The 21224-nt window shown below is 68.3% G+C and carries 19 protein-coding genes; 11 read left to right on the top strand and 8 right to left on the bottom strand.

All coding sequences use genetic code 11. From position 1 onward, the window contains the following. Genes ABZS29_RS16030 through ABZS29_RS16010 form a run of 5 tightly spaced genes read left to right on the top strand, consistent with a single transcriptional unit; the run spans nt 1 to nt 4894 of the window. A complete protein-coding gene (locus ABZS29_RS16030; RefSeq protein ID WP_355462478.1) occupies nt 1-975 on the top strand; it encodes an ABC transporter ATP-binding protein in 975 nt (324 codons plus the stop codon). Next, nucleotides 972-1985 (top strand): oligopeptide/dipeptide ABC transporter ATP-binding protein, encoded by a 1014-nt coding sequence (locus tag ABZS29_RS16025; protein ID WP_355462476.1) that lies wholly within the window; start codon nt 972-974, stop codon nt 1983-1985. Before ABZS29_RS16030 ends, ABZS29_RS16025 begins: the two co-directional genes overlap by 4 nt. Further along, nucleotides 1982-2908 carry an ABC transporter permease gene (locus ABZS29_RS16020; protein WP_355462475.1) on the top strand — a complete coding sequence of 309 codons (927 nt, stop codon included), beginning with the start codon at nt 1982-1984 and terminating at the stop codon, nt 2906-2908. The genes ABZS29_RS16025 and ABZS29_RS16020 overlap by 4 nt, the downstream gene beginning before the upstream one ends. A 9-nt stretch (nt 2909-2917) precedes the next feature. Then, entirely contained in the window at nt 2918-3877 is a 960-nt protein-coding gene (locus ABZS29_RS16015; protein ID WP_355462473.1) for an ABC transporter permease, read from the top strand. A 12-nt stretch (nt 3878-3889) separates the two neighbouring features. Beyond that, entirely contained in the window at nt 3890-4894 is a 1005-nt protein-coding gene (locus ABZS29_RS16010; protein ID WP_355462471.1) for a 2-dehydropantoate 2-reductase, read from the top strand. Here ABZS29_RS16010 and ABZS29_RS16005 read toward each other — a convergent pair. Both ABZS29_RS16005 and idi read right to left on the bottom strand, forming a co-directional pair. Then, on the bottom strand, nt 4871-5767 hold the full coding sequence (locus ABZS29_RS16005; protein ID WP_355462469.1) for a GNAT family N-acetyltransferase: 897 nt from the start codon (nt 5765-5767) through the stop codon (nt 4871-4873). The two genes, ABZS29_RS16010 and ABZS29_RS16005, sit on opposite strands and share 24 nt — an antisense overlap. A 56-nt stretch (nt 5768-5823) precedes the next feature. Then, nucleotides 5824-6390: an isopentenyl-diphosphate Delta-isomerase gene (idi, locus tag ABZS29_RS16000; RefSeq protein ID WP_355462467.1), complete on the bottom strand. Its 567-nt coding sequence runs from the start codon at nt 6388-6390 to the stop codon at nt 5824-5826. Nucleotides 6391-6567: 177 nt separating this feature from the next. On the opposite strand from idi, the gene tyrS reads away from it, so the two are divergent. Both tyrS and ABZS29_RS15990 read left to right on the top strand, forming a co-directional pair. Beyond that, nucleotides 6568-7815: a tyrosine--tRNA ligase gene (gene tyrS / locus ABZS29_RS15995; RefSeq protein ID WP_355462465.1), complete on the top strand. Its 1248-nt coding sequence runs from the start codon at nt 6568-6570 to the stop codon at nt 7813-7815. A 96-nt stretch (nt 7816-7911) separates the two neighbouring features. After that, the gene (locus ABZS29_RS15990) at nt 7912-8730 is read left to right on the top strand and encodes an NAD(P)H-binding protein (RefSeq protein ID WP_355462463.1); all 819 of its coding nucleotides are present in this window, start codon (nt 7912-7914) and stop codon (nt 8728-8730) included. Here ABZS29_RS15990 and ABZS29_RS15985 read toward each other — a convergent pair. Both ABZS29_RS15985 and ABZS29_RS15980 read right to left on the bottom strand, forming a co-directional pair. Further along, nucleotides 8723-9244 carry an isochorismatase family protein gene (locus tag ABZS29_RS15985; RefSeq protein ID WP_355462461.1) on the bottom strand — a complete coding sequence of 174 codons (522 nt, stop codon included), beginning with the start codon at nt 9242-9244 and terminating at the stop codon, nt 8723-8725. The genes ABZS29_RS15990 and ABZS29_RS15985 overlap by 8 nt on opposite strands. Continuing rightward, the gene (locus tag ABZS29_RS15980; protein WP_355462459.1) at nt 9241-13896 is read right to left on the bottom strand and encodes a DUF2961 domain-containing protein; all 4656 of its coding nucleotides are present in this window, start codon (nt 13894-13896) and stop codon (nt 9241-9243) included. Before ABZS29_RS15980 ends, ABZS29_RS15985 begins: the two co-directional genes overlap by 4 nt. Before the next feature lie 185 nt (nt 13897-14081). Here ABZS29_RS15980 and gndA point away from each other — a divergent pair, with 185 nt between their 5' ends. After that, entirely contained in the window at nt 14082-15521 is a 1440-nt protein-coding gene (gene gndA / locus ABZS29_RS15975; protein WP_355462457.1) for an NADP-dependent phosphogluconate dehydrogenase, read from the top strand. A gap of 112 nt (nt 15522-15633) precedes the next feature. Beyond that, on the top strand, nt 15634-16062 hold the full coding sequence (locus ABZS29_RS15970; protein ID WP_355462454.1) for a DUF6319 family protein: 429 nt from the start codon (nt 15634-15636) through the stop codon (nt 16060-16062). A gap of 623 nt (nt 16063-16685) precedes the next feature. Here the strand turns inward: ABZS29_RS15970 and ABZS29_RS15965 are convergent. Next, nucleotides 16686-16817, bottom strand: a complete 132-nt coding sequence (locus ABZS29_RS15965) for a hypothetical protein (protein WP_355462452.1) — start codon at nt 16815-16817, stop codon at nt 16686-16688. Between the two features lie 204 nt (nt 16818-17021). Between ABZS29_RS15965 and ABZS29_RS15960 the strand changes: the two genes are divergently transcribed. Both ABZS29_RS15960 and ABZS29_RS15955 read left to right on the top strand, forming a co-directional pair. Then, entirely contained in the window at nt 17022-17558 is a 537-nt protein-coding gene (locus ABZS29_RS15960; protein WP_355462450.1) for a DUF6817 domain-containing protein, read from the top strand. Nucleotides 17559-17614: 56 nt separating this feature from the next. After that, nucleotides 17615-18025, top strand: coding sequence for a hypothetical protein (locus tag ABZS29_RS15955; RefSeq protein ID WP_355462449.1), 411 nt, complete (start codon nt 17615-17617; stop codon nt 18023-18025). A gap of 3 nt (nt 18026-18028) precedes the next feature. On the opposite strand, the gene ABZS29_RS15950 is transcribed toward ABZS29_RS15955, so the two are convergent. From ABZS29_RS15950 to ABZS29_RS15940, 3 genes are read right to left on the bottom strand one after another with little or no spacing between them, the layout of a single operon-like run. Continuing rightward, complete coding sequence (locus tag ABZS29_RS15950) at nt 18029-18751, bottom strand: PIG-L deacetylase family protein (protein WP_355462448.1); 723 nt, start codon at nt 18749-18751, stop codon at nt 18029-18031. A gap of 10 nt (nt 18752-18761) precedes the next feature. Then, nucleotides 18762-20066: a D-arabinono-1,4-lactone oxidase gene (locus ABZS29_RS15945; RefSeq protein WP_355462446.1), complete on the bottom strand. Its 1305-nt coding sequence runs from the start codon at nt 20064-20066 to the stop codon at nt 18762-18764. Beyond that, entirely contained in the window at nt 20063-21217 is a 1155-nt protein-coding gene (locus ABZS29_RS15940) for an amino acid deaminase/aldolase (RefSeq protein WP_355462444.1), read from the bottom strand. Before ABZS29_RS15940 ends, ABZS29_RS15945 begins: the two co-directional genes overlap by 4 nt. Between the last annotated feature and the right edge of the window lie 7 nt (nt 21218-21224).

The following is a 21224-nucleotide window of genomic DNA, read 5'->3' as shown; positions in this document are numbered from 1 at the left end:
ATGGCTCTGCTTGAAGTAAGGGACCTCAAGGTCTCCTTCGACACCCCGGACGGCACCGTCCGCGCCGTCCGGGGCCTGTCGTTCGATGTCGAGGCGGGCCAGACGCTCGCGGTCGTTGGTGAGTCCGGATCCGGCAAGAGCGTCTCCACGCAAACGGTCACCGGGCTGACGCGCGGTGCCACGGTCTCCGGTACGGCGTACTTCGACGGAACGGACCTGATCACCGCGGACCAGTCGACGCTGCGGCACCTGCGTGGCGCGCGGATCGGGATGATCTTCCAGGACCCGTTGTCGAGTCTGCATCCGCACTACCGGATCGGCTGGCAGATCGTCGAGATGATCCGCGCGCACGACCAGGTGATCAGCAAGCAGGACGCCCGGAAGCGGGCCGCCGAACTGCTCACGCTGGTCGGCATCCCGCGGGCCGCGGAGCGTATCGACGACTACCCGCACCAGTTCTCCGGCGGGATGCGGCAGCGGGTGATGATCGCGATGGCGATGGCGCTCGACCCGGCGCTGCTGATCGCGGACGAGCCGACCACCGCTCTCGACGTGACCGTGCAGGCCCAGGTGCTGAACGTGATGCGCCGGCTGCAGCAACAGTTCGGTACGGCGATCGTGCTGATCACTCACGATCTCGGCGTGGTGGCCGAGATGGCCGACGAGGTCGTGGTGATGTACGCCGGGACCGTGATGGAGCGGGCGCCGCGCCGGGACATCTTCTACCGCAACCACCACCCGTACACCCAGGGACTGCTGGCGTCACTGCCGGCGCGTGGCGGCGGCCGGCTGACTCCGATCCCGGGCAGCCCGCCGAGTCTGATCAGCCTGCCGAAGGGCTGTCCGTTCGCGTCTCGCTGCCCGCATGTGTTCGACAAGTGCCGGACCGAGGCGCCGCCGCTGGCCGAGATCGGTCCGCGGCACCAGTCGGCCTGCTGGCTCCCTGTTCAGGCGAACGAGGCGATCGCGTCATGAATGACCTACTGCTGAAAGTGGACGAGGTCCGCAAGGAGTTCCCGACCCATTCGAAGGAGGTGGTCAAAGCCGTCGACGGCGTCTCGCTCGAGGTCTTCAAGGGCGAAACGCTCGGCCTGGTCGGCGAGACCGGCTGCGGCAAGTCGACGCTGGCCCGCTGCATGGCTCATCTGTACGACGTGACGTCGGGCTCGGTGCACTTCGACGGCACCGACCTCACGACGCTGTCCCGCCGGGCGATGCGCCCGATCCGGCGCGAGATCCAGGTGATCTTCCAGGACCCGTACGGATCGCTGAACCCGCGCCGCCGGGTCGGCTCGATCATCGGCGACCCGTTCGCGATCCACGGGATTGCCTCCCGCAACCAACGGAAGAAGAAGGTCCAGGAGCTGATGGAGCTGGTCGGGCTCAATCCCGAGCACTACAACAGGTTCCCGGCCGAGTTCTCCGGGGGCCAGCGGCAACGGATCGGGGTCGCGCGAGCACTGGCGCTGCGCCCGAAGCTGATCATCTGCGACGAACCGGTCTCCGCGCTGGACGTGTCGATCCAGGCCCAGATCATCAACCTGCTGGCCGATCTCCAGCGGGAGCTGGACCTGACCTACGTGTTCATCTCGCACGACCTTTCCGTGGTCCGGCACGTGAGCGACCGGATCGCGGTCATGTACCTGGGCAAGATCGCCGAACTGGCACCCACCGAAGAGTTGTTCAGCCAGACTCGGCATCCGTACACCCGGGCCCTGCTGTCGGCGTTGCCGGTCGCCGACCCGGACACCGCCGACAGCAGGGAGCAGATCATCCTCGGTGGTGACATCCCGTCCGCGACGAACCCGCCGGAGGGGTGCAGGTTCCACACGCGCTGCCCGAAGGCGCGGGCCGACTGCGCGACGGCCCAGCCGCCGCTGGCCGCCGTACTGGATGACACCGCCGACCACCGCACCGCCTGCTTCTATCCGCTGACGCTGGGCGAGGACCTGTCCACCGCCGTACCGGATCTGAAGGCATCATGACGGCCGCGCTCGAGTTGGTGGACGTCCTGGATGAGCCGCAGGCGATCGAGGGGCGGAGCCCGCTGGTGCTCGCGTTGCGGCGGCTGCGGCGGGACAAGGTGGCGATGATCTCGCTGGTGGTGATCGTGCTGATCGTGCTGATGGCGGTGTTCGCACCGGTCTTTGCCTCGATCACCGGGCATCCGCCGAACGAGCAGTACCGCGATATCGGGCTCACGCCGGAGGGGTTGCCACGGGGACCGAACGGCACCTTCTGGTTCGGCACCGACGATCTGGGCCGCGACATCCTGGTCCGGATCGCGTACGGCGCGCGGGTGTCGCTGCTGGTGGGGGTGTTCGCGACGGCGATCACGGTCGTGGTCGGCGTCGTACTAGGACTTGCCGCGGGGTTCCTCGGGGGGATCACCGACACTGTCCTGACCCGGCTGATCGACGTGGTGCTGTCGGTCCCGTTCCTGCTGGTGGCGATCGCCCTGGTCTCGATCACCGGGCCCAGCCTGACCGTGACGGTGCTGGTGATCGGCTGCTTCAGCTGGGCGTCGGTGGCCCGGATCGTCCGCGGTCAGGTGCTGTCGCTGCGCGAACGCGAGTTCGTCGAGGCGGCCCGATCGCTCGGTGCGAGCGACGGCCGGATCATGTTCGTCGATGTCCTGCCGAATGTGCTCGCTCCGGTGATCGTCTACACCACGCTGCTGGTACCGGTGGTGATCGTGACCCAGGCGACGTTGTCGTTCCTCGGGCTCGGACTGCCGCCACCCACCGCCGACTGGGGCGGAATGATCAACTCGTCGCAGAACTACTACACGACGGCCTGGTGGTTCATCCTCTTCCCCGGTCTCGCCCTGCTGATCACGACGCTGGCGTTCAACCTGTTCGGCGACGGTGTCCGGGACGCGTTCGACCCGCGCGCGGACCGGACCTAGGAGGCTGTGATGGCTAAGTTCCTGATCCGTCGCCTCGGCCACGGTCTGCTGGTGCTGTGGCTGATCTCGATGGCCGTCTTCGCGCTGTTCTTCGTTGCTCCTAGCAACGTTGCGCAAACGCTGGCCGGCCGGCAGGCGACCCCGGAGACAGTCGCGTTGATCCAGCACCGGCTCGGCCTCGACCTGCCGGTCTGGAAGCAGTACCTGAACTTCGTCACGAACGCCCTTCAGGGCAACCTCGGCTACGACTACTACCACCAGGTGCCAGTGACAACGATCATCGGGCAGGCGTTGCCCGTCACGTTGTCGCTGGCGCTCGGCGCCGCCGTACTGTGGCTGCTGCTCGGGGTGACGAACGGCGTGATCTCGGCGGTGCATCCGCGATCGCTCGCGGATCGTGGGCTGACGATGTTCGCGTTGTTCTTCTACTCGTTCCCGTCGTTCCTGCTCGGGTTGCTGCTGTTGTACTTCCTGTACTTCAAGCTGACCTTGGCGGGCTTCAACTGGTTCCCGGCCGGTGGGTACACGGCGTTCGGCGACGGGCCTGGGGCGTGGCTGCAGCACTTGGTGCTGCCGTGGATCGCGCTGGCGTTGCTGCTGGCGGCGACGTACACGCGCTTGACGCGCGGCTCGATGCTCGACGTACTCGGCGAGGACTACATCCGGACGGCGCGCTCGAAGGGCATCCGCGAGAGTCGAGTGATCGTCCGGCACGGGTTACGAAGTGCGCTCACGCCGGTGGTGACGCAGTTCGGCATCGACCTCGGCCAACTGGTCGGTGGTGTCGTGGTGACCGAGACCGTGTTCAGCCTGCCGGGCCTGGGCCAGACTGTGGTCACCGCTATCAACCGGCAGGACCTCCCGGTCATCATCGGCATCGTGCTGTTCGCGTCGGCCGCGGTGGTGGTCGCGAACATCCTCGTCGATGTCGCGTACGCCTTCCTCGACCCGCGGGTCCGCCTGCACTGATTTACTGGGCCGGTGGAGCAGCGGATCGCCGTGTACGGCGCGGGTGGGATCGGATGTTATGTCGGCGGCCGGCTCGCGGCGAGCGGGAGCCCGGTGACGTTTGTCGGGCGACCGCGCATGGCCGCGGAGCTGGCCGCGCACGGCCTCCGGCTGACCGACTACCTGGGCGCGGAGCTGCGGGTCGAGCCGAGCGCCATCCGGTACGAGACATCCCCGGCCGCGGCGGCTGATGCCGACCTCGTTCTGGTGACGGTGAAGTCGGCCGCTACCGACACCGCGGCCGAGGAGCTCGCCGGGGTGCTCAAGCCTGGTGCGGTCGTCGTGAGCTTTCAGAACGGGATTCGGAACGGCCAGATCCTCGCGGCCCGACTGACCTCGGCGCGCGTGCTGACGGGGATGGTTCCATTCAATGTGCTCAATAGTGGCGGCGGGCATTTCCATCAGGGCACCGAGGGTGCGCTCGACATTCAGCGGGATTCCGCGCTGTCGCCGTACGTCGCTGCCTTCGAGCAGGCCGGGCTGCCGCTGAAGCAGCACGACGACATCCTGCCGGTGCAATGGGCGAAACTCCTGCTGAATCTCAACAATCCGATCAACGCACTGGCCGACGTACCGTTGCGTGACGAACTGTCGGATCGCGCGTACCGGCGCTGTCTGGCCGCGGCACAGGCCGAGACACTGGAGTTGCTGGCCGCCAAGGGAATCGAGCCGGCGCAGATCCTTCGCGTTCCAATGCGGCGCTTCCCGATGATCCTGCGGTTCCCGAACTTCCTCTTCCGCCGGCTCGCCGCCACGATGCTCGCCATCGATCCGCTCGCCCGGACCTCGATGTGGGAGGACCTGCAGGCCGGCCGGACCACCGAGATCGACTATCTGAACGGCGAGGTCGTCCGCCTGGCCGCCGAGCTCGGCCGGACCGCGCCGGTGAATGCCAAGCTCGTCGGCCTGATCCGCGCGGCCGAGGTCGAGCGGCGGGCGTGGTCCGGGCCGGAGCTACTCCGCGAGCTGCAGGGGTAGCGGTCCGCGCACGGTGATGCTGGTCAGGCCGTACCGGAACCCCAGGTGTTCGTTGAGCTTCCGCATGTTCGCGTTGCCTTCCTGCGTCCAGGTGTAGATCTCGGTCAGCCCGTTCTCGGCGGCCCAAGCGACGCTCATTCGCTTCAGCGTCGACGCGACGCCGCGGCCGCGCCAATCCCGTCGTACGGCGGTGTAGCCGACCTCGGCACGCTGCGGCTGGTCGGGATCCGAGATCAGCCCGGCCAGGCCGATCACCTCGTCACCGTCCAGGGCCAGGAACATCGCCGCCGGATCGCCGATCCACTCGCCGGCCCACTCCTCGGCAGTCACCTGCATCGGCCAGGCCAGATCCATATCGGGGAAGGTCGGCAGCGCGACCTGGTGATAGGCCTGCGCCCACAGCTCCGGCCGCTCGGCGACCGAGACGATCCGGTACGCCGTGGGCGCGGGCGGGCGTGGTTCAGTGCCGATCGCGCGGAGCTGCTCGACCTGGCGCCCGGTCTCGGCGAACCCGAACCGCCGCGCGAACGCGAACGACCCCTCGTCGTCGACACTGCACCCGCCGAACTTGTAGCCGTGGGCAACGGCATGATCGACCAGCTCGCGCAGTACCGCGCTGCCGACGCCTTGCCGCCGGGCCTCCGGCCGCACCCGGGGAGCAAGGACGGCACGGCCGGACTCCGACGAGCGATCGGCCAAGCCATGGCCGACGATCTTGCCGTCGACCTCGGCCAGGAGCAGCAGCCGCTCCGGCGTCTCCATCGCGCGTAGCTCCGCGACACTCGGACAGCGTTCGTAGGGCAGGGTCGCGATCCGCACCTCCCGCCACGCCTCGTAGTCCGCGTCGGTCCGCGCCTGCCGGATCTCCACCATGCTGCCGTCCTCTCGGTCCGGGCAGCTGGATGCGTGCGCCGGCTCGATCGGTTGTATCAGGGCCGGGCGGCCGGGGGCAGCAGGTTTTCGTCGGCGACTGCCCAGTCGGCGGGCTTCGGTCCGAGGTGGTCGAGCTCGTCGAGCTGAAGCACGGCCCACGGGGACAACCCGGGGACGCCGCGGATCTCGGACCACTCGACCCAGCGGTACGCCGCGACCTCGGCGGGTGCGGGTTCCGGCTCGCCGGACCAGCGGACCCGGTAGACCGGACAGAGCTCGTTCTCGACGACGCCGTTCGGCATCTCGGCGCGGTACCGGAAACCGGGCAGCACCAGCTCGGTCGTGCCGTCGCTGATTCCGAGCTCGTCCGACAGCCGCCGTACGACGGCTTGCTCGATCGGCTCGCCGGGGAGCGGGTGCCCGCAGCAACTGTTCGTCCAGACGCCCGGCCAGGTGGGTTTGCCGAACGCACGCTGGGTCAGCAGCACCCGGCCGCGGTCGTCCACGACGTAACTCGAGAAGGCCAGATGCAGTGGGGTGTCGGCATGGTGGACCGTCGCCTTGGCCTCGGTCCCGATCGACCGGCCTTGTTCGTCGAGTAGTACCACCAGCTCCTGCGTCACCCCTTGAGGGTATGCGGATATCCGCCTGCGAGCCGAATGGGTGCGTGTTAGCCTCTTGCCGTGATCAAGCGTTGCGTGGCGTATCGACCGGCTCTGGGAGGAGCCGGCGTTCGGTAGTACCCACCTCGCTCCGTCCCAGGGCCTTCCGTTTCCGGAGGCGCTGGCAAGGGTGTCTCCATGATTCTTTTGGAGCACACCCCTATGGAACCGTCCGCGGTAATCGACCGGTTACGCCGGACCACCGATGCCATCGTCGGCGAGGCCGATCTGCGCGAACGCCTGGCCGTCGGCCGGCCCTTGCGGATCAAGTACGGCGTCGACCTGACCGCGCCGCATCTGCACCTCGGTCACGCGGTCAACCTCTGGATGATGCGCCAGCTGCAGGACCTCGGCCATCAGGTCGTCTTCCTGCTCGGCGATCTCACCACCCGCGTCGGCGACCCGACCGGCCGATCCGACACCCGGCCGGTGCTGACACCCGAAGCGATCGAGGCGAACGCGTCGTCGTTCCTGGATCAGGCCTCGCTGGTACTGCGGACCGAACCATCGCTCCTCGAAGTGCGGCGGAATTCCGAGTGGTACGACGGGATGAAGATCGCGGAACTGCTCGGACTGTTCGGCCAGGTCACGCATGCGCAACTGGTGAGCCGGGACATGTTTCGCGCCCGGATCGAGGCCGGCCGGGAGATCGCCGTCCACGAGCTGGTGTACCCGGTGCTGCAGGGCTACGACAGTTTCGCGATGCGCAGCGATCTGACGATCGTGGGCTCGGACCAGCTCTTCAACGAGCAACTGGGACGGCACTTCCAGCAACGTCTGGGCATGCCGCCGCAGGTGGTCATCACCACCACGATTACGCCCGGTCTCGACGGCCGCGCCAAACAGTCGAAATCGCTGAACAACTACATCGCGCTGACCGACACCCCGCGGGACAAGTTCGGCAAGCTGATGAGCATCCCCGACCACCTGGTCGAGCCCTACGCTCACGTCTACACCGAGCTCCCTCTGGACACCGTCGCCGCACTGGCTGCCTCCGCGGCGACCGGCGGGCCGGCTGCTCGGGACGCCAAGCTTCGCCTGGCCGCTGCGGTCGTCACCCGCTACCACGGCGCCGGAGCGGCGCGGGCTGAGCTGACGGCGTTCCAGGAGACGTTCTCGGGCCGGTCACTGCCCGCCGACATCCCCACGGTCGTCCTCGAGCAACCGGTCGCCACGGTTCTCGACCTGCTCGCGGCGATCCGCCCGGCCGACACTCGTTCCCAACTGCGTCGCCTGGTCCAGCAAGGCGCCGTCACCATCAACGATGCGCGGGTCAGTGATCCGACCTCCCCCGTGGACCCGGTCGAGCTCATCGTCCGCTCCGGCCCCCGAACCTGGCACCGAGTCCACCCCCGGACCGGCACCGGCGTACCGAGCAACGGGTGATGGCCTGGGAGTCCGCGCTCGGGTCGTGGGGTGGGCGTGGACCTGGTTGCCCCGTCGGACTGGCAAGCTGGCGGCTTCTTCCAGAAGGGGTGGGACATGACGATCCTGATTACGGGTGCGACCGGGAACGCCGGCGGCGCGGTCCTGCAGTCCCTTGCTGCGGCCGGGCTGCCGGGCAAGGCGTTGGTGCGCTCCGAAACCGAACTCCCGGCGGGAATCACGCCCGTGTACGGCGACTTGAACGATCCGGACAGTTTCTCCCTCGACGGAGTCTCCGGGATCTTTCTGCTCAGCGGATACAACCGGGTCGAGGATCTGCTGACCAAGGCGCGGGACGCTGGGGTGGAGCGGATCGTGTTGCTGTCGAGCAGTTCCTTGACCGGTGCCGACCTGTCGAACGCGGTGGCGGCGTACCACCAGGCTGCTGAGGAAGCGGTGCAGAAGTCGGGGCTGGCATGGACCTTCCTGCGGCCGAACTCCTTCATGTCCAACACCTTGCGCTGGCTCGACCAACTGCGGGCCGGCGACACAGTGCGGGTTCAGTTCCCGGACGTGCCGGTCTCGACGATTCACCCGCGCGACATCGGTGACGTGGCGGTTCAGGCGTTCACCAGTGGCGGCGGCAATGCGACGTACCGGTTGACCGGGCCGGTGGCGCTCACCCCGGTTGAGCAGGTCGCGATTCTGGCCGACGCACTCGGGCGGTCGCTGACGGCGTACCCGATGACCCGCGCTGAGACGCATGACGATCTGTTCGCGGCGATGCCGGCGCCGTACGCGAGTGCGATCGAGGGCTTCTTCGGTGACGGCACCGTCGACGAGACGACCGTCAACAACACCGTCACCGAGGTCACCGGGCAACCGGCTCGGACCCTGCAGCAGTGGGCGCAGGAGAACCCCGGGCGCTTCAGCTGAGCGCGGCGACGTACTCCGTGCCGGTGCAGAGTGTGCCGAGCCGGGGGAAGATCTGACTGAGCGCGAAGTTGTGGGCCTCTTCATCGAGGCCCGTCATCGCGTCGGTCAGGTAGACGGTCTCGTACCCGAGGTCGTCGGCGGCCCGGGCCGTGGACTCGACACCGAAGTTGGTGGCGATCCCGGCCAGGGCCAGCGTGTTGATGTCGCGACGCTGGAGCTCCGCGTCGAGCGGGCTGCGGCCGAAGGCGCCCAGGGTGTTCTTCACGATCTCGAGGTCGCCTGCTTCCGGATCGAGCGCGAAGCCGCTGCCTTCCGGCTGGTGATCGACGCCCGGGCGTTCAACCCGGACGTTGACCACCAGACCGCCGGCCGAGCGGGTGGCCTTCGCCAGCGCCGCGCAGCGCGCCAGCACCTCTTCGCCCTTCTGCGGCGCGGTGTCCAGAGCGACGATGCGCGGCATCAGGTCGATCAGGACGAGCGCCGTACGTCGGGGATCAAGCTTCAGTGAGGTCACCCGCCGAGACTAGCCGCCAAGGAGTTCGCGAAGGCCACGTCCCGTTCGGTGCTCGAGAAGCCGACACGCCAGGTGCCGCCGTCGTACGTACCCTGCGGCCAGGCGCGACCGCCGGGTTGCCACAGCGGCTGCCAGGCGACGCCGTCACTCACCGGGTCGTACCAGTGGTTGTCGTTCGACCAAGCTCCCTTGTGTGCGGTGACAAGGCTGAGGCCAGGACCGGTCGCCATCGACCACTTCGGCAGGCCCGGTACGTCGCCCTCGCGGCCGAAGCCACCGGGATCGCCCTGGTCCGGAAGGACCGAATCGACGTTGAACGCGACCTCCCACAGCGTGGCATTCGTTGCACCGTTGACGTGCCAGGTCAGTCCGGTGTCGAAGGTCCGGCTGCCGAAGTCGAACGTCCAGTCCGCCGTCACCGGCTCGTCGCCGAACGGGATGCCGGTCAGCTTGACGCTGGTTGCGGTCGTCTCGACCTGAGCCGCCGGTCCGGTGATGTCGGTGGCGCCGAAACCGCCCACTCCCAAGTACGGCGCGGTCGCGCGACCGGTCGAGTCGAGTGCCGGCCGGTATTGGCTCTGGCCGGTCGGATCAACCTCGAGACTGGTGACTGCCGCCCGCGGGCTGGTCTGAATCGTGGCCCGGTAGTGCTCGTTCGTCACGACTTGTCCCTTGGTCACCTCTTCCTTCGCGAAGTCGAGTGGCGCGAGGAACAGGCCGCCCTTGCCCCAGCCCGCGCCGGTCACGTACCAGTCGTCGCCGTCCTGCACGACTTCGGCGGCGTGCGCCTGGATCGTGCCGGCGAGCTGATCGATGGTGAAGTGCAGCGGATCCTTGCTCTTGTAGACCTTTGTCGACTCGTAGCCGCCGTCGCAGCAGACGAACAGGTACCAGTCGGTCCCCCGCTGGACGACGAACGGCGACTCGGTCGGACCGCCGTACGTGCCGGTCGCGGGGTGCTGGAACGCCGTCTGCCGCGCGCTCCAGTGCCGCAGGTCCGGGCTGGTGCGGTAGGCAACGATGTGGTTGCCGCCGGACGGCGTCGAGTTGGCGGTGTAGTACATCACCCACTGGTCACCGACCTTGCGCACCATCGGGTCGCGACCGTCGAAACCGTCGGTGAACAAGGGATTCGCCGCGTCGCGGGTCCACGTCTTCAGATCGGTCGAGGTCGCCAGATGCATCCGGTACGCCGTGTGGTCCGGCGTACCGGCGGCGTAGAAGAGGTAGTAGGTGCCGTTGTCATAGATGGCGTGCGGAGCCCAGATGTGGCTCTCGCCGGCAGCCGGGTCGGCGATCAAGGCCGGCGGCTGTTTGGTCCAGGGACCGTTCGGGGTCGGAGCGGTGGCGTGGCCGAAGCTCTTCTCGTCGAGCGGGTTGGCCGGCTCGGCATGCGTGATCGCGTAGACGTGCCAGGTGCCGGTGGCGCGGTCCTGGATCAAAGTGTGGTCGTTGTAGTACCAGGGGCCGGTCTCGCCGGTGCTCGGGTCGTAGACCTTGGTGAACTTGCCGGCCGCAACCACTGTGTCGGTCTTCGTGTACGGCGTGATCCGGGTGCTGTTCAATTCCAGGTCCAGGAGGTCGAGGCCGGCGAGGAAGCCGGTCGCGGCCGGGTTCTTGCCGGTCAGGGTGAGGGTCAGTTGGTGCTTGCCGGCGGTGAGTTGGCGGGTGCCGAGTCCGACGCGTTGGGTGGTGACGCCGGAGGCGACGTACCCGTCGAAGCTCGTTGGTGGGTTGTTGTCGAGTTGGAGGTCGACGATGCCGTAGTCGGCGGCTTTGGTCAGTACGGCGGCTATCTCGTAGGTGCCGGTTGTCGGGACGGTGAAGGACAGGACAGTCTTGTCGCCGGCTTTGGTGCCGTGGATCCAGGCCTGGGCGCCGCCTGACCAGTTCACTCCGCAGCAGTTGCCTTGCGGGTCGACCGGGACGGTCGAGGAGACCGGGGGCAGCATCGCCTCGCCCTCGATGCGGATCGTGTTGCCGCTTGTCCCCTCCACCGCCGGAGACTTCGGACCCACGTTGCCCGCAAGGTCAACTGCCGCCACCCGATAACTCCATGTCTCGTGAAGCCCGAGGTCGCGGTGCACGAATCCGGGGAGCGGCGTCGCCCCAAGCAACACCTCACCGCCACCCCCTGCGCGCTTCCTGCCGTACACGTTGTAGTGCGCGATTCCCGACTCGTCCACCGCATCCGACCAGCTCAGAGTGATCGCGTTGCCGGTCTGGCCGGTTGCCTTCAGGTCCGCGACCGCGCCGGGGGCGCGGTGGTCGGCGTACGGGGTGACGAGCGACTGGACGACGTACCGGCTGGCGTTCCAGGGACCTGTGGGACGAAGCTCGATGGCCAGGCGGCTCTTGCCGGTGGTGAGCGACGCGGGGAGTTGGTAGTTGTCGTCGAGCCGGCGCTGATGCGGATTGGCGAGCGGCTGCAACCACGTGCCCGCCCGCTTCCCGTCGACGTAGACCTCCGCCGACTGAGCCACCTTCTGATCGCTGGTACGGCGTAGCGTCACACCGCGGTTCGCCGGGTCGACCCTGGCGGTGAACTTCGTGGTCGCCCCGACCTGGTCGGTCAGCTGGATGTCGTCGTGATCGCCTTCGTAGACCGAGGTGAGCTCGGTGCCTGGGACCTCGACGCGATCGGTCTCACGCGCACCGAACCCGGCCGACGTGTAGAGGAACGCCGTCGAGCCGTAGATCGCCGGATGGTCGTCCTGCTGACCGTGCTCGATACCGATGTCGAGCTGGTTGCTGAAGGCAATCGAGTCAGTGATGTGCAGTCGCCAGGCGCCGTCGCACTCGTTGGTGCAGAAGCCGGCCTGGACCTCGTGCGCAGAGTTGCCGTGGAACGGCGTGGAGTAGGTGCCGGCATTGAAGTACCAGCCGGATTCGTAGTAGTCCTCGGTGCCGGTGCCATGGATCGCCGGGGTGCGCTCGCCGTCGACGTATACCCGCTCGTCGCCTTCGAGGTAGCCGCGAGTGTTGCCGTCGGCAAGCAATCCCTCCATGGTCTGGACAACACCGACGAACTTGCCGCGACCCGACGTCTGCGCGAAGGTCCAGTCGCTGCCCTGTGTGGTCTCGCCGCGCTTCGAGATCGCGCTGAAGTAGCCGCTCTTGCCGGTCAGCAGGTCGACCGCCTTACGCGCGTCCCGGGCTGCGGTGACTTCGGACTGGCCGGTCAGCGGGTACGCCGACTGGTTCACCAGGCTGACCGTGGCGCGGGCGACGTACGGCATCGGCCACCAAGCGGTGTACCAGCCGTTGGGGTCCATGGCGAAGAAGAGCGAGCGGACCGGGTTCTCACCGAGGCCGGAGCCGAAGAACTCACCGATCGGAGCGTCTACCCGCTTCTGGCCGTCGATCGTGACCTCGACGCGGACACCCGCGAGCAGCGAATCACTCGGCTTGACGCGAGCACCGTCGGCCGGAGTGGCGGCGTACGGCATGGAGTGGGAGCCGCTCCAAGCCTGCTTGGTGATCTCGTAGCCGTGCGCCTGCTCGTCGGCGATGTGGTTCGGTCCGACGTCGAGGGTGTCGGTGCGCTGCGGCGAATCGACCCAGTAGGTGAACTCGTTGAAGTCGAGGTCGGAGGAAATGAACTGGTTCGTGACGGTGATCTGCGACTTGCCCGCGGTGAGTGCGGCCGGGAGGTCGACGGTCTGGTCGTGCCACTGCGCCCCGGCTGCCTTCAGCGGCGCCCACTCCCCTGCTTCGACGCCATCGACCAAGATCTTGGCGCGCTGGTTGCCGATCCGCAGGTCCATCCGGCGCGTCAGCTTCACGCCGGTGTTGGCCGGGTCGATCTTCAGCGTGAACTTGCTGCTGCCAGTGAAGGCCCGACCGTCGTCCGCGAACTCGGACAGGTCGAGCCCGACGATCTCCGGAAGCTTCAGGCGAAGCGCGCTGAGCTCACCCGGACCGTAGGTGTCGGCCAGGGTGATTCGCTTGCCGGGGGCAAGGTTGATCGTGCTCTTGGTGGTGCGGCTGTTCGGCTGCGCGGGCTTGGGGTCCTTGGTGCCGGCTGCCGTGAGCAGCGCCAGCACGTCCTCGGCTTTGTCCTTGCCGTCAAAAGTGTGGATGCCGTTCGCGTCCGGGAACTCGCGGTAGTCGACGTGGTAGAAGTACGGGTTGCTCTGGGTCGTGATGCGCATCGACCTCCGGTACGGCATCGGGACGCGGATGTAGACGCCGCCGCTGGTCTGGGCGGCGTTCGCGACCAGTGGATAGCTGAACGGCGCACCGAGTTTGCCGTCGACGATGTCCTGCAGTGAGCCGTGCAGCACCTGCTTGCCGTCGAGCTCGACGGTGATCGTGCCGGTCTTGGTCACGTTGCCCTCGTCGCGCGTGAACCAGATCGAAGCGACCTCACCAGGGCCACTGTCCTCCGCGATCACGCAGCCGGCTTCCGTCGTACGGAGACAGGAGTAGGTGCCGTCGAAGCCGTCGTTGTTGGTGCCGTCCCGGCCGAAGCTCGAGAACTGCTTGGTACGGACACCGGCAGTGAGTTCCGGCAGGCGGTCCAGGTGGCGGTAGACGTCCCATCCGACGGGACCGTTGCCGCTCGGGAGCGGCGTCGTACCGGCGGTGGCTGTGGCGGTCGGGAGCACCAGTACGGCGGCGGCGACCACCGCGACTATGCGACGGAACATGGGCGAGCCCTCCGGCGGAATGGATGGCGGGAAATCGATTTCTCAGTGTCTACCATCGATCGACGCGGGTTGAGAAGAGCTCGGCTCCAGGCAGTTGTTTGTCCGGGAGGCGGGCCACTGCGGCAACGGCTTGCCAAGCGCGCGAAGATGGGTCCGCACACAACTTGAGACGCGGGAGAGATTCGATGAGCTCTGAGAAAGCCGAGATCGCCGTCACCGGCCTGGCCGTGATGGGGCGCAACCTGGCCCGGAACCTGGCGCGCAACGGGTTCCGCGTCGCCGTCCACAACCGGTCCCAGGGCCGTACGGACGCGCTGATCGAGGAGTTCGGGCACGAGGGTGACTTCACCCCCGCCGCCGACCTGCCCGCACTGGTCGAGGCGCTCGAGCAGCCGCGCAAGATCATCATCATGGTCAAGGCCGGCGAGCCGACCGACGCCGTGATCGACGAGCTCGTCCCGCTGCTGGACCAGGGCGACATCGTCATCGACGCCGGCAACGCGCACTTCCTGGACACCCGGCGCCGGGAGAAGGCACTGAGCGAGAAGGGCCTGCACTTCGTCGGCAGCGGCGTCTCCGGCGGTGAGGAGGGCGCACTGAACGGCCCGAGCATTATGCCCGGTGGCTCCAAGGAGTCGTACGAGGCACTCGGCCCGATCCTGACCAAGATCTCCGCCCACGTGAACGGCGAGGCGTGCTGCGTGCACGTCGGCCCGGACGGCGCCGGTCACTTCGTGAAGATGCTGCACAACGGCATCGAGTACGCCGACATGCAACTGATCGCCGAGGCCTACGACCTGCTCCGCCGGGTGCTCGGACTCTCCCCGGCCGAGCTGGCCGACGTGTTCCGCGAGTGGAACACCGGCGACCTCGAATCCTTCCTGATCGAGATCACCGCCGACGTGCTCAGCCAGGTCGACCCGACCACCGGCGGTGCGTTCGTGGACGTCGTACTGGACCAGGCGGAGCAGAAGGGCACCGGCCGCTGGACCGTGCAGTCCGCCCTCGACCTGGGCATCCCGGTCAGCGGCATGGCCGAGGCCGTGTTCGCCCGCTCGCTGTCGGGCGACGTCGTACGGCGTGAGGCGGCGGCCGGCGTACTGCCGGGGCCGGCGTCGGCGAAGGTGGATGTCGACCGCGACGCGTTCATCGACGACGTACGGCACGCGCTGTACTCGTCCAAGCTGGTCGCGTACGCGCAGGGCTTCGACGCGATCCGGGCCGCTTCCGAGCAGTACGACTGGAACGTCGACCTCGGCGCGATGGCGACGATCTGGCGCGGCGGCTGCATCATCCGGGCCCGGTTCCTCGACCGCATCAAGGAGGCCTACGACCGGAACCCGGCGCTGCCGTCACTGCTGGTCGACGACTACTTCAAGGACGCGGTCGCCAACGGCCAGGACGCCTGGCGGCGAGTGGTCGCCACCGCGGCCACGGCCGGCGTACCGGCACCGGGCTTCTCGGCGGCTCTGTCGTACTACGACGGCCTGCGGGCGGACCGGCTCCCGGCGGCGCTGATCCAGGGTCTGCGCGACCTCTTCGGCGCGCACACCTACAAGCGGGTCGACCGCGAGGGCACCTTCCACCTGGAGTGGTCGGGCGACCGCTCGGAGACGCAGTCCTGAGGTTCTAGCGGCGGGGCGGATTGGCGCTGGGGTCGAACGTATGTTCTAATGTTCGCACAGCGCCAAGGCCCGCTCACCGCGGGCGATGTTCTAGAAGGAGATCGCCGCAACGATGACTGTAGACACTCTGGCAGTAGAAGCGCCGTCGGACGACGTCGACACTCCCGTCACCTCCGCGGAGACGGCCCCGCTCGCCGACGAAGCCCCCGCTGTTGAGGCGCCCGAGGCCCCGGCCCCGAAGAAGGCGCCGGCCAAAAAGGCTGCCGCGAAGAAGTCCAAGACCATCGAGCTGACGCTCACCGTCACCGGCACCGCCGACGGCGAGTGGACGGCCGAGCTCAAGCAGGGCTCGACCTACCTGGCCCGCGGCGTCGCGGTCGCCGCCGCGGCCGTCTCCCGCGCCGCCAAGGAACTGCACGAGGACCTCTCGACCCCGCTCGACGAGGTCATCGAGGAGGCCCGCGCCCAGCAGGCCGCCAAGGTCGCCGCCCTCGAAGCCGAGCTCGAAGCCGCCCGCCAGGCCCTCGCCGACCTCTCCTGACCCACCCGCACGTCGTCTGGCCCTCGCCGGCCCGACCTCCGGTCCTGGCAGCCACCTTCCCTGGCGACCACGACCCATCGATGTGCGTCCTCTTCCCAGGATGCACATCGCCCGCAGCCCAGGTGCCAGCGCACCTGGGCTGCGGTCGTTCCCGCCCACACCCACCCAGCCACGCCACAACCGCCCCGCCCCCACCCAGCTCCCCAACCGATTCGGGGCGAATCCACCATCCAAAACCGACCCGGCTCCTCCCCAAACCGATTCGGGGCGAATCCACCACCCAAAACCGACCCGGCTCCTCCCCAAACCGATTCGGGGCGGATCCACCACCCAAAACCGGCCCGGCTCCTCCCCAAACCGATTCGGGGCGGATCCACCACCCGAAACCGGACCGGTCCCTCCCCAAACCGGTCTGGGGTAGATCCGGCTCTGGACTCGGCTCGGTCGCGCATGCTCGCTGCCGCCGGCTGCTATTCCGGTTGGTTTGAGCAAGTACCAGTGGGGGTGGAACAAGGAATTACCTGTTCAAGCCCCGACCAGGTCTCCACACCTCCGGCTGGTGGCGGCGGGTCGGCGTGCGGCGGCGCTCCGCGGGTGTCGCGTACGGCGGTGCGCGGCGGCGGTCAGCGGCCGGTGGAGGTGGTGTGCTGCGGCGGGTCGAGGGCGCCGTCGAGGCGCGTGGTGATGGTGATCGTGAGGAGCGTGAGGACGGCTAGGGCCGCGACCAGGGTCCAGCGGGCTGTGGTGTTGCTCATGAGGGAATCGTGGCTCGTGGCGGGGACCGAGTGGAAGGCTGGACGGCTGGTTTCAGGGGCGGGTCCGGGGTGTGGTCCGGGAGGTCCCTTGGGCGCGAACGGCGGGTGAATGGGGTGTGACGGAATCGGCACGCCGAAGTGGTGGGCGCGCGACAGCCGGGGGCCTTACGGTGGGGGCCTTGAACGGCGCCGAAAAGGGGTCAGATGAGCACCTTCCAGGACTTGAGTTCGCTGCTGCTGGTCCGGGGCGCCGACGAGATCGAGCACGCCGGCGGCAGCCTCTATGTGCACCTGCACCGGGTCGCCAAGCGGCTCACCACGCTGGGCGCTTCGGACACGTTGATCGTGGCCGGGCTGGCGCACGCGGCCTACGGGACGGACGGCTTCCCGACCCACCTGTTCGACTGGCAGACGGAGCGGCCGGTGCTCGAGTCGGTGATCGGTCCGGAGGCCGAGCTGCTCGTCTATCGGTACGGCGCTTGTGACCGCGAAACGAGCTGGCGTGATCTGTCCGAGCACCGCACGGTCACCGATCGCTTCACCGGGACGTCAGAGGAGCTCGGCGGCGACGAGTTGCGCGAGTTCGTCGACCTCACGATCGTCAACGAGCTCGACGTCCTGGACCACGCTCCCGAGCTGGACTCCAAGCTGCGGCCGTTCCTGCAGGAGCAGATCCCGCGCTGGCAGTCGCTGACCTCACCGTCCGTGCTGTCGGAAGCGCAGCGAATCCTCCAGCTCTGACAAGGCTCTGCCGCCGTTTCCTGGAATTCCGTCGTCCGGCGACGCATGATCGAACCATGTCCAGGTACGAAGTGATTGCTCACGCGAAGCCGGCCCGCCGGCTGTCCGAGCCCGAGTACGTCGCCCTGTCGCTCACCTCGTACCCGCTCGACCGCGGGCTGCGGTTCCAGCGACTCGACGAGCTGCCCGACGGCAAGGTCGCGATCGTTCTCCAGCACAAGACCTCGGCCCGCAAACAGGACCAGGCCTGCGCGATGGCGCACCGGACGCTGTTCCAGCTCGGGATCACGGCACCCGAGATCGAGCGCGTCGACCTGCATCGGATCAGCCGCAAACACGGCCGCACGCTGGTGCGGTCGTGGATCAGCCCGCAAGGTCCCGGCGGCACCGCCGGCGACCGCGAGCCGCGCCGGCCGAAGCCGACGCCGCCATCGCTGCGGGCCGCTCGGGACCTGCCGATCGACTAGGCCCTAGGGCGTGAAGACCTCGAAGCGGGTCGCGTACTTGGTGCCCAGGAGGGTGCCGGTCGGACGCGACGTCCCTTCGAGGAACTCCTCGGCGTCGAAGTGCGGCCAGTTGAGGCCGTCGATGTAGGCCTTGTGGGCCTTGAGCGACTCGACGCCGATGGCGAAGGTGTCGGTCGTGTCGGCGGCGTGCCGTGAGCTCGGCGAGCCGGCTGCCCACACCTGCTTGACGCCGGCCCAGCGCTCGCCGACGTCCGGGAAGATCCACCGGTTCGCGGCATCGCGGACGGCGTCCAGCGTGGCGCGGCCGGTGTTGATGTGGTCGGCCTGGTTCAGCAGTACGTCGCCGTCCCAGGTGTCGCGGAAGTTGTTCGTGATCACGATCTCCGGCTGGTGCCGGCGGATCACCTCGGCGATCACGCGGCGGAGCGGGACGCCGTACTCGATGGTGCCGTCGGGCTGGCCGAGGAACTCGACCGCCGACACCCCGACGATCCGCGACGACTCGATCTGCTCGGCCTCGCGCAGCGGCCCGCACTCGGCCGGCGCGATGCCGTCGATGCCGGCCTCGCCCGACGTCAGCAGGCAGTACACGATCTCCTTGCCCTGCGCGGTCCAGCGCGCGATCGCCGCCGCCGACCCGAACTCCAGGTCGTCCGGATGCGCGACCACGGCCAGCGCCTTCTGCCAGTCCTCGTCGACTGCCTGCAAACCCTCCGAAGCACTCATGGACTGCAGGCTAGTCCCCGAAGACCCTTCGCGTGTACGGGTTGCTGAACGTGCGGCCCGGGTCTACCCGATCGCGCACCGCGAGGAAGTCGTCGAAGTGCGGGTAGACCGCCCGCAGTTGCTCGGCGCCCAGCGTGTGCAGCTTGCCCCAGTGCGGACGCCCCTGGTACTCCGCGACGATCCGCTCGAAGGCCTGGAAGTAGTGGTCGTGCGGCAGCCGGTGGTACTGGTGGATCGCGATGTACGCCGTGTCGCGGCCGGACGCGGTGGACAGCCAGATGTCGTCGGCCGCCGCCACCCGAACCTCGATCGGGAACGGGAAGTGATGGCCCGAGCCGTCGATCCACTCCCGCAGCCGGTGCAGCACCTCGACAACATGCTCGCGCGGTACGGCGTACTCCGACTCGCGGAAGACGACGTTGCGCTCGGCGCAGAACACCTTGTACGACGCGTCGACGTACTCGCGGGCGGAGAGCGCACGACTCGCGAGCCGGTTGATCCGCGGCACCAGAGCCGGCCGTCGCAACGCCAGCCGGTTGGTGAGCTCGAAGACCCGGTTCGAGAGGAGCTCGTCGTCGATCCAGCCCCGGATGGCTCCGACGGGTGACGCGGCGACTCCCGCGGCGACCCGGTTGTTGCGCTTGGTCAGCGCGACATCGGTGTGCGGGAACCAGTAGAACTCGAAGTGATCGTTGCCATCGGCAAACGAATCGAAGCCGTCCAGCACCTCGGCCAGCGGGAGCGGCATCTCCTGCGCCCGCAGCAGGTACGCCGGGACGGTCTGCAGCGTGATCGAGCTGATCACGCCGAGCGCGCCGACCGAGACCCGGGCCGCGTTGAAGACGTCCGCGTTCTCCTCCGGGGAGCAGTGCAGGACCGAGCCGTCCGCGGTGACCAGGTCGAGCGCGGCGATCTGAGTGGCGATCCCGCCGAGCCGGGCGCCGGTGCCGTGGGTGCCGGTGGAGATCGCGCCGGAGATGGTCTGTTTGTCGATGTCGCCGAGGTTCGCCATCGCAAGGTCGAACGCGGCCAGGCCGAGGTTCAGCTTGTGCAGCCCGGTTCCCGCGCCGACGGCCACCCGACCGGACTCCCGGTCGGCGTTCGTGATCGCGGACAGGCCGTCGAGGCGAACCATCACCTGCTCCGGCGCGGCGCAGCCGGTGAACGAGTGCCCCGAGCCGACCGCCTTGAGCTTCTTCCCTTGCTCAGCAGCACTCTTGACCGACGCCGCCAGCTCATCGACCGACCCCGGCTTGAGAACCTCGACCCCGGTCGCGACCTCGGTGCTCGACCAGTTCCTCCAGGTCTCTTTCATCCGAAGTTCCGCCCCTCACCTCGGTACGTCGTCAGCTCGGTCACCTGGTCGCCGTCGACCGCGTGGACGACCTCGAATCGCTCGAACATCTCCCCCGCCTTCGCGTAGCGCATCCAGACCCGGTCTCCAAGATGCAGCCCGTCGGCGGACTTTCCAAGGACCGGAGTCTGCACTTCTCCGGCACCTTCCGTGCCCAACAGCTTCAATCCGGTCGGCCAGGCAGGCGATGGCAGCCGCGACTTCTTCGCCGGGCCGGACGCGACGTACCCGCCGCCGAACAGCGTGGCGATCCGCGGCGCAGGACGCCGTACGACGTCGAGCGCGTAGGCGACCGCCGGCTCGGGCTGGAAGATGTCGTACTTGTCGAACAACGTCGGGCCGTAGAGGCCGGAGCCGGCGGTGACCTCGGTGACGACCGGGTCGGCGCTGCTGATCTCCAGGCTGCCCGTGCCACCGCTGTTGACGATCCGCAGCGGACCGAGCTGCTTGACCGCGTCGACGACCGCACCACGCCGGTCGGCGAGCTCAGCCGCGGAACGACGCTTCACCCAGCGCACAGCCGGCGAGGTATCCGGTAGGCCGGCGATCTGCGCCTCGTAGAACATCACGCCGGTCAGTTCGAACGCGTCGTCCGCCACGACCTGCCGGGCCAGCGCGGTCACGTCGTCCGGGGTCCGCAGCGGCGAACGCCGTACGCCGAGGTGTTGACCGAAGACCCGCAGCGACGCGTCGATGTCGAGCGCGACCTGGATCTTGGCGCCGCCGCCGGTCACCGAGCGGATGAACGCCAGGTGCTCGGGCGAGTCGATCATCAGCGTGATCTTCGCGGCGGCCTCGGGGTTGGCGGCCAGCGCCCGGAGCGCGGCGCGATGCGTGGTCGGGTAGCCGAGCAGGATGTCGTCGACACCGTTCTCGGCCAGCCAGAGGGCTTCCACCAGCGAGTAGCCCATCACGCCCTGGAAGCCGGGCCGCTCCAGCGCGGCCGCGAGCAGCGCCCGGCACCGCACCGACTTGGACGCCACCCGGATCGGGGTTCCGGCCGCACGACGGACGAGATCGTCCGCGTTGCGCCGGAACGCCGCCAGATCCACGACGGCGAACGGCGCATCCAGGCCCGCGGTCAGCCGCCCGTACCGCTCGAACTCACCCATTCTGGGA

The sequence above is a fragment of the Kribbella sp. NPDC005582 genome (assembly GCF_040605415.1).
Classification (GTDB): Bacteria; Actinomycetota; Actinomycetes; order Propionibacteriales; family Kribbellaceae; genus Kribbella.
The sequence above is the reverse complement of the archived record's forward strand: the minus strand, read 5'-3'. Positions and strand labels throughout refer to the sequence as shown.